This window comes from Caenispirillum bisanense, assembly GCF_039523075.1.
Taxonomy (GTDB): domain Bacteria; phylum Pseudomonadota; class Alphaproteobacteria; order Rhodospirillales; family Rhodospirillaceae; genus Caenispirillum; species Caenispirillum bisanense.
Genome location: NZ_BAAAEP010000002.1, coordinates 158,278 through 171,612, shown reverse-complemented (window position 1 = coordinate 171,612; position 13,335 = coordinate 158,278). Strand labels below are relative to the sequence as shown.

At 67.6% G+C, this 13,335-nt stretch carries 14 protein-coding genes; 8 read left to right on the top strand and 6 right to left on the bottom strand.

Features of this window, described 5'->3' with window-relative positions:
* The first annotated feature begins 14 nt into the window (after positions 1-14).
* The 8 genes from acpS (at position 15) to ABD056_RS02450 (ending at position 6,612) form a co-directional block, all read left to right on the top strand.
* Positions 15-434 carry a holo-ACP synthase gene (acpS, locus tag ABD056_RS02485; protein ID WP_343864188.1) on the top strand — a complete coding sequence of 140 codons (420 nt, stop codon included), beginning with the start codon at positions 15-17 and terminating at the stop codon, positions 432-434.
* A 105-nt stretch (positions 435-539) separates the two neighbouring features.
* Complete coding sequence (gene lepB, locus ABD056_RS02480) at positions 540-1,280, top strand: signal peptidase I (RefSeq protein WP_343864075.1); 741 nt, start codon at positions 540-542, stop codon at positions 1,278-1,280.
* A 4-nt stretch (positions 1,281-1,284) separates the two neighbouring features.
* A complete protein-coding gene (gene rnc, locus ABD056_RS02475; protein ID WP_425544998.1) occupies positions 1,285-1,977 on the top strand; it encodes a ribonuclease III in 693 nt (230 codons plus the stop codon).
* Positions 1,974-3,017 (top strand): GTPase Era, encoded by a 1,044-nt coding sequence (era, locus tag ABD056_RS02470; protein ID WP_343864071.1) that lies wholly within the window; start codon positions 1,974-1,976, stop codon positions 3,015-3,017. The genes rnc and era overlap by 4 nt, the downstream gene beginning before the upstream one ends.
* 24 nt (positions 3,018-3,041) lie before the next feature.
* Positions 3,042-3,260: a hypothetical protein gene (locus tag ABD056_RS02465; protein WP_343864069.1), complete on the top strand. Its 219-nt coding sequence runs from the start codon at positions 3,042-3,044 to the stop codon at positions 3,258-3,260.
* 3 nt (positions 3,261-3,263) lie between these two features.
* A complete protein-coding gene (gene recO, locus ABD056_RS02460) occupies positions 3,264-3,986 on the top strand; it encodes a DNA repair protein RecO (protein WP_343864067.1) in 723 nt (240 codons plus the stop codon).
* Positions 3,987-4,037: 51 nt separating this feature from the next.
* Positions 4,038-6,275: a DNA topoisomerase IV subunit A gene (parC, locus tag ABD056_RS02455; RefSeq protein ID WP_343864065.1), complete on the top strand. Its 2,238-nt coding sequence runs from the start codon at positions 4,038-4,040 to the stop codon at positions 6,273-6,275.
* 10 nt (positions 6,276-6,285) lie between these two features.
* Positions 6,286-6,612 (top strand): hypothetical protein, encoded by a 327-nt coding sequence (locus ABD056_RS02450; RefSeq protein ID WP_343864063.1) that lies wholly within the window; start codon positions 6,286-6,288, stop codon positions 6,610-6,612.
* Positions 6,613-6,695: 83 nt separating this feature from the next.
* Here the strand turns inward: ABD056_RS02450 and ABD056_RS02445 are convergent, their stop codons facing one another.
* The 6 genes from ABD056_RS02445 to motA form a co-directional block, all read right to left on the bottom strand.
* Positions 6,696-8,273: a TRAP transporter large permease gene (locus tag ABD056_RS02445; RefSeq protein ID WP_343864061.1), complete on the bottom strand. Its 1,578-nt coding sequence runs from the start codon at positions 8,271-8,273 to the stop codon at positions 6,696-6,698.
* Between the two features lie 2 nt (positions 8,274-8,275).
* Positions 8,276-8,839: a TRAP transporter small permease subunit gene (locus ABD056_RS02440; protein ID WP_343864059.1), complete on the bottom strand. Its 564-nt coding sequence runs from the start codon at positions 8,837-8,839 to the stop codon at positions 8,276-8,278.
* A 159-nt stretch (positions 8,840-8,998) separates the two neighbouring features.
* Positions 8,999-10,099 (bottom strand): TRAP transporter substrate-binding protein, encoded by a 1,101-nt coding sequence (locus tag ABD056_RS02435; RefSeq protein ID WP_343864057.1) that lies wholly within the window; start codon positions 10,097-10,099, stop codon positions 8,999-9,001.
* A gap of 180 nt (positions 10,100-10,279) precedes the next feature.
* Positions 10,280-11,032, bottom strand: coding sequence for an arginyltransferase (locus ABD056_RS02430; protein WP_343864055.1), 753 nt, complete (start codon positions 11,030-11,032; stop codon positions 10,280-10,282).
* 187 nt (positions 11,033-11,219) lie between these two features.
* Positions 11,220-12,182, bottom strand: a complete 963-nt coding sequence (locus ABD056_RS02425; protein WP_343864053.1) for a flagellar motor protein MotB — start codon at positions 12,180-12,182, stop codon at positions 11,220-11,222.
* A 41-nt stretch (positions 12,183-12,223) separates the two neighbouring features.
* Positions 12,224-13,084, bottom strand: coding sequence for a flagellar motor stator protein MotA (gene motA / locus ABD056_RS02420; protein ID WP_343864051.1), 861 nt, complete (start codon positions 13,082-13,084; stop codon positions 12,224-12,226).
* Between the last annotated feature and the right edge of the window lie 251 nt (positions 13,085-13,335).

Here is a 13,335-nt window from a genome sequence, read left to right as displayed (position 1 = left end):
GAGACGACAGCGTGATGATCCTCGGCCTCGGCACCGACCTCATCGACATCCGCCGCATCGAGCAGACGCTCGACCGCTTCGGCGAGCGGTTCATCCGGCGCATCTTCACCGATGCCGAAATCGCCAAGGCCGAACGCCGCAAGGGCGCCGGCCGCCAGTACCCCGGCACCTATGCCAAGCGCTATGCGGCCAAGGAAGCGGCGTCGAAGGCGCTCGGCACCGGCTTCCGCAAGGGGGTCTACTGGCGCGACATGGGGGTGGTGAACCTGCCCACCGGCCAGCCCACCCTGGTGCTCACCGGCGGGGCCGCCGAACGGCTGAAGGAGATCACTCCTCCCGGCATGACGGCGCAGATCAACTTGACGCTCACCGACGAATATCCTATCGCCGAAGCCATGGTCATCATCACCGCCGTGCCGGCCGACCGGGGCTGACGGCGCGATGCCTTGACTTCGGCCGCCCGGAGGGGTTTGATCCTGACCGGGGGTGGAGTGGGGTGATTCTTGAAATTGCTTTGTTAATCAACAAGGTGAAGGCACTTGTTCAGCGATAAGAAGAAGTCTGGCGGCTTCGGCGAGACGATCCGCACGGTCATCTACGCCGTCCTGATCGCCGTCGTCGTGCGGACGGTGGCCTTCGAGCCGTTCAACATTCCCTCAGGGTCGATGATTCCGTCCCTGCTGATCGGCGACTATCTGTTCGTCTCCAAGTATTCCTACGGCTACTCGCGGCACAGCTTCCCCTTCGGCCTGGCGCCGATCGACGGGCGGGTGCTGGCGAGCCCGCCGGAACGGGGAGACGTGGCCGTGTTCAAGTTCCCGCGCGACAACAAGACCGACTACATCAAGCGCGTCATCGGCCTGCCCGGCGAGCGCATCCAGATGCGTGAAGGCCGCCTCTACATCAACGGCGAGGTGGTGCCGCGCGAGCGCATCGAGGATTTCGTCGACCGCGATCCCATGGGCAACACCCGCCGTTTCGCCCAGTATGTGGAGACGCTGCCCGGCGGCGCCCAGCACCGCATCATCGAGATGAGCGACGACCGCATCACCGACGACACGCGGGAATTCGTGGTGCCGGCCGGCCATTACTTCATGATGGGCGACAACCGCGACAATTCCGACGACAGCCGCGGCAACGTCGGCTTCGTGCCGTTCGAGAACATGGTCGGGCGGGCGGAAATCCTGTTCTTCTCCACCGACGGCACCGCCCGCCTGTGGGAAGTGTGGAAGTGGCCGGGCTCCATCCGCTGGTCCCGTTTCTTCGAGTCGGTGGGCTGATGCCATGGCGACCGCCGCCACACCCGACAGAGCCCGCTTGGAAGCGGGACTCGGTCACCACTTCAGCAATCCGCAGCTGCTGGCGGAGGCGCTGGCCCACCGCAGCTCCGGCGGGCCGTTCCCGGTCGGCTACGAGCGGCTGGAGTTCCTGGGCGACCGCGTGCTCGGCCTGATCGTCGCCGACATGCTGCTGTCGCGCTACCCGGCGGAGGCGGAGGGCCAGCTCGCCCGCCGCCACGCCGCGCTGGTGCGCAAGGAAACGCTGGTGGTGGTGGCCGACGGCCTCGGCCTCGGCGCCCACGTGTCGCTGTCGCGCGGGGAGGAGGAGGCGGGCGCCCGCAACTCCGCCAGCCTGAAGGCCGACATCTGCGAAGCGGTGATCGGCGCCCTATATCTGGACGGCGGCCTGGCCGCGGCGCGGCGTTTCGTGGAAACCCGCTTCACGCCGCTGATGGAAGCGGAGGTGCGCCCGCCCAAGGACGCCAAGACGGCGCTGCAGGAATGGGCGCAGGGGCAGGGCAAGCCGTTGCCGGTCTATCGCACGGTGGAAACCGTCGGCCCGGCGCACGAGCCGCATTTCGTGGTGGAGGTGGCCGTCGACGGGGTGGCGCCGGCCACCGGTACCGGAACATCCAAGCGCAAGGCGGAACAGATGGCCGCCGAGGCGCTTATCGACAGGGTCAGTAAGCAAGGATGACGAACATCGACACCGCCGCCGACGGCCGTCCCGAGGACGAAGACTTCGACGAGAACGACATCGCCGGCGGCTGGGACGACGACGAGGACGACTTCGACGACGAAGACGCTCTCGACGGCGAGGAAGAGGACGAGGAAGACCCCGACGCGCCGACGCGGGCCGGCTTCATCGCCGTCCTCGGGGCGCCCAACGCCGGCAAGTCCACCCTGGTGAACACCATCGTCGGCGCCAAGGTGACCATCGTGTCGCCGAAGGTGCAGACCACCCGCTCCATCGTGCGCGGCATTGCCATGAAGGGGCGGGCGCAGCTCATCTTCGTCGACACGCCGGGCATCTTCGAGCCGAAGAAGCGCATGGAACGCGCCATGGTCTCCGCCGCCTGGAGCGGCGCCCATGACGCCGACCTGGTGATGCTGATGGTCGACAGCCGGCGCGGCCTCAGCGACGACGTGCGGCGCATCATCGACGGGCTGGAAAAGGCGCACAAGAAGGCCATCCTGGTGCTCAACAAGGTCGATGCGGTGGAGCGTCCGACCCTGCTGGCCCTGGCCCAGTCTCTCTACGAAACCGGCGTGTTCACCGACGTCTTCATGATCTCCGCCCTCACCGGCGACGGCGTGAAGGATCTGGTGCGGACGCTGGCCAAGCGGGTGCCGGAAAGCCCGTGGCTCTTCCCCGAGGACGAAATCTCCGACCTGCCGCAGCGCCTGCTGGCGGCGGAGATCACCCGCGAGAAGCTGTTCCTCAACCTGCACCAGGAACTGCCCTACGCCGTCACCATCCACACCGAGGCGTGGGAGGAGCGCAAGGACGGGTCGGTGCGCATCGACCAGACCGTCTTCGTCATGCGCGACAGCCAGCGGTCCATCGTGCTTGGCAAGCAGGGCCGCCAGATCAAGGCCATCGGTGCCGCCGCACGTGAAGAACTGGAGGCGCTGCTGGAGCGGCGGGTTCACCTGTTCCTGCACGTCAAGGTCAAGGAAGACTGGGCCGAGCGGCGCGACAGCTACGCCGAGTGGGGCCTGGATTTCGACGTCTGACCGCCGCCGGGAAGGGGCCGCGCCATGGGCAGAACCCTTGATCCCTACCACCTAGCTGCCGGCATCATGTTCCTCGGCCTCGGGGTGCTGCTGCTCGGCGCCCTCATCGTCCTGCGCGAGCGGTTGGCCCGCCGCCGCCAGCCGATGACGCCGGCCCAGAAGGGCGCCGACACCCTGCTGATGACCGGCGGCCTCGCCGCCATGCTGCTGGGGCTCGGCGCCATCGGCCTCGGCGTGTTCTAGGCCATGGAGTGGCGGGACGAGGGCATCGTGCTGGCCGCCCGCCGCCACGGCGAGACCAGCGCCGTCGTCCACCTGCTGACCCGCGACCGCGGCCGCCACGGCGGGCTGGTGCGCGGCGCCGCCGGCAAGGGCGGGCGCGGCCTGTGGCAGCCCGGCAACCGGCTGGACGTCACCTGGCGCGGCCGGCTGGAGGACCAGCTGGGCGCCTTCACCGGCGAACTGCTGGACGCCGGCGCCGCCTCGCTGCTCGCCGACCGCACCCGGCTCGCCTGCCTGTCCTCGGCCTGCGCCCTGTGCGAAACCGCCCTGCCGGAGCGCGAGCCGCATCCGCTGCTGTTCGAGGGGCTGCGGCTGCTGACCGACGCGCTCGCCCGCGACGGCGGCTGGGCGCCGCTTTACGTGCGGTGGGAACTGGTGCTGATCGCCGAACTGGGCTACGGCCTCGACCTGTCGGCCTGCGCCGCCACCGGGGCGACGGAGGATCTGGCCTGGGTCAGCCCGCGGTCGGGGCGGGCGGTCAGCCGGGCCGCCGGCGCCGCCTATGCCGACCGCCTGCTGCCGCTGCCGGCCTTCCTGCTGGACGAGACGGCGGAGCCGGACGCCGCCGCCATCCGCGACGGCCTGCGGCTGGCCGGCTTCTTCCTGGAACGCCGGCTGTTTCCTGCCCTCGGCCGGCCGCTGCCGCCGGCGCGGGCACGATTTCTTGACCGCATGGCCCGCCCGTAGCCTATAGTTTGCGCCGCAATTCCTTGAGTGATCGGGAAGATCCTGCCGCCGATGAGCACCAAGCCTGCCAAACCCGAGGACATCCGCGTCGAACCGCTGGAGAAGGCGCTCAGCGAGCGCTACCTCGCCTATGCCCTGTCCACCATCGTGTCGCGTTCGCTGCCCGATGTGCGCGACGGCCTGAAGCCGGTTCACCGCCGCCTGCTGTTCGCCATGCGGCAGCTGAAGCTCGACCCCAACGCCGGCTTCAAGAAGTGCGCCCGCGTAGTCGGCGACGTCATCGGTAAGTACCACCCGCACGGCGACAGCGCCGTCTACGAGGCCATGGTGCGACTGGCGCAGGAGTTTGCCGTCCGCTATCCGCTGGTGGAAGGGCAGGGCAACTTCGGCAACATCGACGGCGATAATGCCGCCGCCATGCGATACACCGAGGCGCGCCTGACCGAGGTCGCCATCGCCCTGCTGGACGGCCTGGACGAGGATGCCGTCGACTTCCGCGCCACCTACGACGGCGAGGAAGAGGAACCGGTGGTGCTGCCGGCCGCCTTCCCCAACCTGCTGGCCAACGGCTCGGCCGGCATCGCCGTCGGCATGGCGACGAACATCCCGCCGCACAACGCCGGCGAACTGTGCGACGCCCTGCTGCACCTCATCAAGAAGCCGGACGCGGAACCGCTCGACCTGCTCGCCCATGTGAAGGGGCCCGACTTCCCCACCGGCGGCGTGCTGGTGGAGACGGCCGATGCCATCCGCGAGGCCTATGCCACCGGCCGGGGCGGCTTCCGCCTGCGGGCGAAGTGGGAGGTGGAGAAGCTCTCCCATGGCCTGTGGCACATCGTCATCACCGAAATCCCCTACCAGGTGCAGAAGTCCAAGCTGATCGAGCGCATCGCCGAGCTGGTGACGCAGAAGAAGCTGCCGATCCTGGGGGATGTCCGCGACGAGTCGGCGGAGGACGTGCGCGTCGTGCTGGAGCCGCGCTCCCGCACCGTCGATCCCGACGTGCTGATGGAGCACCTGTTCAAGCAGACCGAACTGGAGATTCGTTTCGGCCTCAACATGAACGTGCTGGATGCCGACGGCGTGCCGCGCGTCATGTCGCTGAAGGAGGTGCTGCGCGCCTTCCTCGACCACCGGCACGAGGTATTGGTCCGCCGCAGCCGCCACCGGCTGGACAAGATCAACCACCGTCTGGAGGTGCTGGAAGGCTACCTTGTCGCCTACCTCAACCTTGACGAGGTGATCCGCATCATCCGCGAGGAGGACGAGCCCAAGCAGGAGCTGATGCGCGTCTTCGGCCTCACCGACGTGCAGGCGGAAGCCATCCTCAACATGCGCCTGCGCTCCCTGCGCAAGCTGGAGGAAATGGAAATCCGCCGCGAGCATGACAGCCTGTCGGCGGAGAAGGCGGGCCTCATCGCCCTGCTGAACGACGAGGTCCTGCGCTGGAAGGCCATCGCCGACCAGGTGAAGGAAACCAGGAAGAAGTTCGGCCAGCACACCGCCCTCGGCCGCCGCCGCACCGAGATCGGCGACGCCCCCTCTGCCGTGGTGGTGCCGCTGGAGGCGCTGGTGGAGCGCGAGCCGATCACCCTCATCCTGTCGGAGAAGGGCTGGCTGCGCGCCGTGAAGGGCCACAGCGCCGTCACCGGCGACGACACCAAGTTCAAGGAGGGCGATGCCCTCAAGATGACCCTGCATGCCCAGACGACGGACAAGATCCTCATCCTCGGCAGCAACGGGCGGTTCTACACCCTCACCGGCGACCGCGTGCCGCGCGGCCGCGGCTTCGGCGAGCCGGTGCGCCTGATGGTCGACCTGCCCAACGACAGCGACATCGTCGCCATGCTGGTCTACGTGCCCGGCCGCAAGCTGCTGGTGGCCGCCGACAGCGGCCGCGGGTTCCTGGTGGCCGAGGACGACGTGGTGGCCCAGACCCGCGCCGGCAAGCAGATCCTCAACGTCGCCGACAAGGAACGCGCCACCCACGTATTGCCGGTGGAGGAAGGCCAGGACAGCGTCGCGGTGGTCGGCGACAATCGCAAGCTGCTGGTCTTCGCGCTGGAGGAGGTGCCGGAGATGGCCCGCGGCCGCGGCGTCATCCTGCAGAAGTACAAGGACGGCGGCCTGCGCGACGTGATGCTGTTCAAGGCCGCCGAGGGCCTGTCGTGGCGCCTGGGCGAGAAGACCCGCACGGAAACCGACCTGACGCCGTGGATCGGCAAGCGCGCCACCGGCGGCAAGCTGCCGCCGGCCGGTTTCCCGCGCTCCGGCCGCTTCTCCGGCTGAGGCGGCGGCGGTGACGGGCCCCTTCCGCACCAGCCGCGATGCCGCCGATCTGGCCGCCCTGGCGGCGCGGGACCAGCGGCGCGCCCGGCTGTTCGCCCTCTGCGCCCTCGGCCTGCTGGGGCTGCTCGGCTGGGGAGCGTGGAGCGGCCGGCTGCCCTGCGCCTCCGGCCCCTGCCGCGAGGTGATGGCCGACAAGGGGCTCGGCATGCTGCTGGATGCCGCCCTCGGCTCGCTGCCTGGCGGACTGCTGGCGGGGGTGAGCGTATCCCTCGCCGGGCTCGCCGTGCTGCACGCCATGGCCTATACCCGCCGCACCGGGCGCATCTTCTGGTACTGACGTCGATGCAGGCGAGCGACGTAGAAAGGGCCCCGGGGCGTTCTGCCCCGGGGCCCTTTTTCATGTGCTGCCTGCGGTGCCCGTCAGCCGAAGATGACCTTGGGCAGCCAGGTGGCCAGTTCCGGGAAGGCGGCCAGGATGGTCAGCGCCAGGATCTGGATGAACACGAAGGGAATGATGCCCTTGTAGATGTGCCCGGTGGTGACGCTCGGCGGGGCGACGCCGCGCAGGTAGAAGAGGGCGAAGCCGAAGGGCGGCGTCAGGAACGACGTCTGCAGGTTCATCGCCATCATCACGCCCAGCCACACCGGGTGGATGTCCATCTTCAGCAGGATGGGGCCGACGATGGGCACCACCACGAAGACGATCTCGATGAAGTCGAGGAAGAAGCCCAGCACGAACATCACCAGCATCACCACCAGCATGGCGGTGAACACGCCACCCGGCAGGTTGGTGAGGAACTCGTGCACCATGTCGTCGCCGCCGAAGCCGCGGAACACCAGCGAGAACAGGCCGGCACCGATGATGATGATGAACACCATGCTGGTGACCGACAGGGTGGAGGTCATCACCTCCGACAGGGTGCCCGACTGCCAGACCTTGTAGAGGCTGTAGAACAGGCCCCAGGCGATGATGATGCAGAACACGGCGGCCAGCACGATGCCCACCATGTCGGCGGTCGGGATCACGCTGCGAGCGACGCGCAGGTCCATGAAGGCGGTCAGCACCAGCACCGCCACCAGCGCCGCGGCGGAGGCATAGATCGACCACGCCGGGCCATTGCTCAGCCGCTGGCCGGCCAGCAGGATGGAGCCGATGGCGCCCACGGCGGCCGCCTCGGTCGGCGTGGCGACGCCGCCCAGGATGGAGCCGAGCACGGCGACGATCAGCACCACCGGCGGGATCAGGGCGTGCAGCAGGGTGCCCCAGCCGCCGGCGCCCACCCGCTCGTCGGCGGGAATGGCCGGGCTGGCGTTGGGGCGCACCACGGCGATGATCAGCTGATAGACGATGTAGAGGCCCACCAGCATGACGCCGGGGATCAGCGCGCCGGCGAACAGGTCGCCTACCGACACCGGCTCCGGCGACCAGTTGCCGAGCGACCGCTGGGCATCCTGGTAGGCGTTGGAGATCTGGTCGCCCAGCAGCACCAGCACAATGGACGGCGGGATGATCTGCCCGAGCGTGCCCGAGGCGCAGATGGTGCCGCAGGCCAGCTTGGGGTCATAGCCGCGGCGCATCATGGTCGGCAGCGACAGCAGGCCCATGGTCACCACGGTGGCGCCGACGATGCCGGTGGAGGCCGCCAGCAGGGCGCCGACGATGGTCACCGAAATGCCGAGGCCGCCGCGCATGGGGCCGAACAGCTTGCCCATGCTCTCCAGCAGCTCTTCCGCCACCTTGGAGCGTTCGAGCATGATGCCCATGAACACGAACAGCGGCACGGCGATCAGCACGTCGTTGGTCATGCTGCCGTAGATGCGCTGCGGCATGGCGGCGACGAAGGCCATGTCGAAGGCGCCGTAGAACCAGCCGAGAATGCCGAACAGCAGGGCGACGCCGCCCAGCGTGAAGGCCACCGGGAAGCCGAACAGCAGCACCACCACGGTGGCGACGAACATCAGTCCGGCGAAGATTTCCTTTTCAAGCATGGTCGCCATGGTCAGTGGGCTCCGCCGGTACGTTCGGATGCGGGGACGGTGGTATCACCCGAATCGTCGATCAGGCCCGCCAGCACCAGCAGCGACTTGATCGCCAGGGAAAGGCCCTGCAGTCCGACCAGAACGGTGAACACCAGGATCAGCGTCTTCAGCAGGAAGATGCCGGGGATGCCGCTGGTCTCGCGCGAGCCTTCCAGCACCGCCCACGAGTTCATCACGTATGGCAGCGACACATGCCAGACCAGGATGCAGAAGGGGATCAGCAGCAGCACGACGCCGCAGATGTCGATCAGCGCCTTCTTGCGGCCGGTGGCGCCGCGGTAGAAAATGTCCACCCGCACATGCCCCTCCCGCAGCAGCGTGAAGCCGGCGCCCACCAGGAACACCAGCGAGTGCATGTACAGGATGCTCTCCTGCATCCAGATGAAGCCGAGGCCGAAGACATAGCGCAGCACGACGACGGCGAACTGCACCAGGACCATGCCGAGCGTCAGCCAGGCGATGATCTTGCCGGTGATACTGTTGGTGCGGTCGATGGCCCGCGCCACTAGATACAATGCCTGCACGGTGGGACTCTCGCGGAGGGCGGTGGAAAGGGTCCTTGGACGGACGGCCGCAGTCTACCCCGGGGGATGATCTTTTTATAGTGGCCGAGCGCGGCACTCGGAAAAAGACCGGCCTGCGCCACCCGGAAGGGGCGCAGGCCGGCGTCAGCCGCGACGGGCTTACTTCGTGTACGGGTAGTCCAGGTTACGGACGTGGTAGTAGGCGTTCTCGGCCAGGTTGGCCCATTCCTTGGCGTTGGTACGGAAGTCGATGAAGCTGTCGTAGACCTTCTTCACGTCGGCATTGCCGGCGGCCAGTTCGGCGATGGTCTCGCCGGACACGCGGCCGACTTCCTTCATGACGTCGTCGGAGAAGCGCTTCAGCTGGACGTTGTGCTTGGTGACCAGGGTGTTCAGCGCATCGCCGTTGCGGGCGTTGAACTCGGCCAGCATGTAGTCGTTCTCGGCGCCGGCGCAGGCCTGCATGATCTGCTTCTGGGCCGGGGTGAAGCCGTCCCAGACGCCCAGGTTGAAGCCGACCGAGAACGAGGTGCCGGGCTCGTGGAAGCCGGGGTAGTAGTAGAACTTGGCGACCTTGTAGAAGCCGAAGGCGAGGTCGTTCCAGGGGCCGACCCACTCGGTGGCGTCAATGGCGCCCGACTGCAGCGCCGGGTAGATCTCGCCGCCCGGCAGCGACAGGGTGGAGGCGCCGAGGCGGCGCAGCACTTCGCCGCCGAGGCCCGGAATACGCATCTTCAGACCCTTCAGGTCGTCCAGCGTATTGATTTCCTTGTTGAACCAGCCGCCCATCTGGACGCCGGTGTTGCCGACCAGCATGGCCTTGACGTTGAACTTGGCCGACAGCTCGTCCCACACCTGCTGGCCGCCGCCGTGGTAGATCCAGGCGTTGTTCTCGGCCGCGGTCAGGCCGAACGGCACGGCGGAGAAGAAGTTGAAGGCGGGGGACTTGCCGGGCCAGTAGTACTCGGCGCTGTGGTACATCTCGGCGGTGCCGGAGGAAACGGCGTCGAACACCTCAAACGCCGGCACCAGTTCGCCGGCGGAGAACACGCGCACGGTGATCTGGCCGTCGGTGGCCTCGGAGATGCGCTTCGCCAGGCGCTCGGCGCCGGTGCCCATGCCCGGGAAGTTCTTCGGCCAGCTGGTGACCATCTTCAGCTCGCGCTTGTTCTGCGCAATGGCCGGAGCGGCAAGCGAGGAGGCAGCAGCAAGGCCGGCGGCAGCGGGCACCACGCCTTTGATGAATTCGCGACGCTTCATAGGGAGTTTCCTCTCGGACGCATTGATTGAACTGATTGCTCCACCGCAGCCGCGGCCCCAGCCGGGCAAAGGTGGTATTCCGCAGCCGCCGTTCAAGTCCCCTGGGCGACGGAAAGCGCAATCAAGTTGCGGAAGTATATGCCATTTCGAGAGATGTGCAACGGCGAGGCTCGGGTTTTGCTAACGGACCGCCGAGGGCTCTGGCACGAACGTTTCATCGATCGGCCGCCAGCCGTGGCTGGTGAAGCCTTCCAGCGGCCGGAAGCGGATCTTGTAGGCCATCTTGCGGCTGTCGCGGATCCAGTAGCCGAGATAGATGTACGGCAGCCCCATCCGCCGCGCCTCCTGCACCAGCCACAGCACCATGTGGGTGCCCAGGCTGCGGTCGCCCAGACGCGGGTCGTAGAAGCTGTAGACCGCCGACAGGCCGTCGCTCATGCGGTCGGTCAGGCATACGGCGCGCAGGGCGCCCTCGTCGTCACGGAATTCCAGCAGGCAGGTGTCGATGGGGCTTTCGTCGACCATGGAGCGGTAGTCGTAGAAGCCCATCAGCGCCATGTCGCTGCCGGTGTGGCGCTCCGCCTGATAGCGGCTGAACAGGGCGTACTGCTCCGCCGTGGCGCGGGCGGGAACCGGGGTGACGGAGAGGTCGGTGTTGGCGTTCCACACCTTGCGGTGATTGCGCGAGGGCGTGAACTCCGCCGCCACGATGCGCACCGGCACGCAGGCATTGCAGCCGGAACAGGCAGGGGCATAGGCGATGGAGTGGCTGCGGCGGAAGCCGGCCCGCGACAGCACGTCGTGCAGCGCATCGGCGCCCGGCGGCGTCAGCTCGGTCACGATCTTCCGTTCCATGCGGCCGGGCAGGTAGGGGCAGGGCATGGGGGCGGTCGTGAAGAAGAACTGCGGCCGCTTGACTGACTGGTGGTCCATTACCATAGGGGTGAGCCGCTCCCTGCGTCGGGTCCGGCGGCACCTGCCGGCGGCCCCAGGCATCACTATGGGGTATGGCGCTTTCGTCTGCCAAGCCCCCCGCATCGACCAACGACTTGGGGGGTGGCGCGGTTGAATGCCAGGGGGGCGATGCCGGCCACGGACCGGCGCCGCCCGCGGGCCGCCGTCAGCGGCCGCGGATGATGCTGGGGATGCGGCCGCCGGTGGCCATGGGGTCGGTCTCCGGCGCCTCCGTCGGGTGGTCGCGCAGCAGGATGATGCTGATGCGGCGGTTGCGCGGGTTGTCCGGCTCGTTCTCCACCAGCAGTTCCGACGACGCCTTGCCGGTCACCCGGTTCACCTGATCGTCCTTGACGCCGGCGTTGGCCAGCACCCGGCGCGCCGCCAGGGCGCGGTCGGCCGACAGTTCCCAGTTGCCGTAGCCGCCCTGGTCGGCGAAGGGCACGCCGTCGGTATGGCCGTCGACGGCGATCTCATAGGGCAGGCGGCGGATCACCCGCGCCACCATCTCCAGCAGCGCCTTGGTCTGCGGGTACATGCCGGCGGCGCCGGGCGGGAACATGCTGCGCCCTTCGTTGTCGACGATCTGGATGCGCAGGCCTTCGGGCGTCTGGTCGACCACCAGGTTGGGGGCCATCTTGGCGAGGTCGGGCACCGACTCCATGGCCGCCCGCAACTCGTCCTCCACCTTCCCCAGTTCCTCGGCCTTGCGGCGCTCTTCCTCTTCCTTCGACGCCTTGGAGCCGGAGACCACGTCGTCCATGTCGCGGTCGGTCATGCCTTCCTTGGGGTCGGTGAAATCCTCGCCGCCCTGGCCGACGGTGGGCGGCGGCAGCATCACCTGGATGGGCGAGCCGGCATGGTTGGTGGAGGCGCCTTCGCCCACCACCATGCCGCCCAGCATGCCGCCGGCGCCCGACGGGCTCTGCGACACGGTGGCGGGGCTGAAGTAGTTGGAAACGCCCTGCAGCTGTTCCTCGGTCACCGCGTTCAGCAGCCACAGCAGCAGGAAGAACGCCATCATGGCGGTCACGAAGTCGGCATAGGCCACCTTCCAGGCGCCGCCGTGGTGTGCGGCTCCGCCCTTCTTGACGCGCTTGATGATTGTGACGTTGCGGTCTTCCGCCATCGCGGCTCCTTCGGCCGGCGCGAGCGCCGTCTCTCGTCCCGTTATTCAGTCGGCAGGTTGGTGACGGTTTCTTCCAGTTCCTGGAAGGTCGGGCGCAGATGGTCCGGGAGGATCTTGCGGGCGAATTCGATGGAGACCTGCGGGGCATAACCCTGCATGTGGGCCAGCAGCCCGGCCTTCATGCACTGCAGGTAAAGGGTTTCGTTGTCGAACACCGCCTGCATGGCGCGGCCGTAGGGCGCGAAGAAGCCGTAGGACAGCAGCACGCCCGAGAAGGTGCCGACCAGCGCCGCGCCAATGAGGCGGCCCAGCACCTCCGGCGGCTCGGTGATCGAGCCCATGGTGTTGATGACGCCCAGCACCGCGGCGACGATACCCAGCGCCGGCATGCCGTCCGCCATGGTGATGACGCTGCCGGAAATCTCGTGGTTGTGGTGGTGGTGGGCCTCGATCTCGGCGTCGATGATGGCCTCGACCTCGTGGGCGTTGTTGGTGCCCAGCGTCAGCAGGCGGAGGTAATCGCACAGGAAGGCCAGGTTGTGGTGGTCGGCCGAGAACTTGGGGAAGCGCTGGAACAGGGGGCTGTCGTCGGGCTTTTCCACATGGCTTTCAAGGGCCAGGTCGCCCTTGGTCTTGGCCAGCTTGAACACCGAATACAGCAGCGACAGCAGTTCGAGAAAGCTGGCCTTGTTGTGCTTCGGCCCCTTCAGCATCGGCCCGATGGCCTTCAGCGACCCGGTCAGCACCGGCTTGGGCGCGCCGATCACGAAGGAGCCGAAGGCGGCGCCGAAGATGATGATGAACTCGAACGGCTGCCACAGAACCCCAAGGTTGCCGCCGTGGGCGGCATAGCCGCCCAGCACGCTGACGATGACGACGATCGAACCGATGATGATGAGCATTCTAGGGTCCTAAATGTCCGGTCACTGCCTGCGGGCGTTCTGCCGAAACGGCGTCATACGTCTGAAAAACCAGCGACTACCTGCTCATGACGCAGCGCACCAAAGAGCGGCGAGATTATAGCGATGGCCTGGATCGAAAGGGAAGTCTCATCCATCCGAGGGTTAAGCGAAACTCACCTTTGCGCCCTTGCGGCAATCGTGCTAGGTCGGAGGCAAGGTCGCGCCCCCGCTCTCGTTACGGATACTCGGGT

Coding starts and splice junctions, on each gene's coding strand:
- acpS (WP_343864188.1), top strand. CDS start 15: ATGATCCTCGGCCTCGGCACCGACCTCATCGACATCCGCCGCATCGAG.
- rnc (WP_425544998.1), top strand. CDS start 1,285: ATGGCGACCGCCGCCACACCCGACAGAGCCCGCTTGGAAGCGGGACTC.
- era (WP_343864071.1), top strand. CDS start 1,974: ATGACGAACATCGACACCGCCGCCGACGGCCGTCCCGAGGACGAAGAC.
- ABD056_RS02465 (WP_343864069.1), top strand. CDS start 3,042: ATGGGCAGAACCCTTGATCCCTACCACCTAGCTGCCGGCATCATGTTC.
- recO (WP_343864067.1), top strand. CDS start 3,264: ATGGAGTGGCGGGACGAGGGCATCGTGCTGGCCGCCCGCCGCCACGGC.
- parC (WP_343864065.1), top strand. CDS start 4,038: ATGAGCACCAAGCCTGCCAAACCCGAGGACATCCGCGTCGAACCGCTG.
- ABD056_RS02445 (WP_343864061.1), bottom strand. CDS start 8,273: ATGGCGACCATGCTTGAAAAGGAAATCTTCGCCGGACTGATGTTCGTC.
- ABD056_RS02435 (WP_343864057.1), bottom strand. CDS start 10,099: ATGAAGCGTCGCGAATTCATCAAAGGCGTGGTGCCCGCTGCCGCCGGC.
- ABD056_RS02430 (WP_343864055.1), bottom strand. CDS start 11,032: ATGGACCACCAGTCAGTCAAGCGGCCGCAGTTCTTCTTCACGACCGCC.
- ABD056_RS02425 (WP_343864053.1), bottom strand. CDS start 12,182: ATGGCGGAAGACCGCAACGTCACAATCATCAAGCGCGTCAAGAAGGGC.
- motA (WP_343864051.1), bottom strand. CDS start 13,084: ATGCTCATCATCATCGGTTCGATCGTCGTCATCGTCAGCGTGCTGGGC.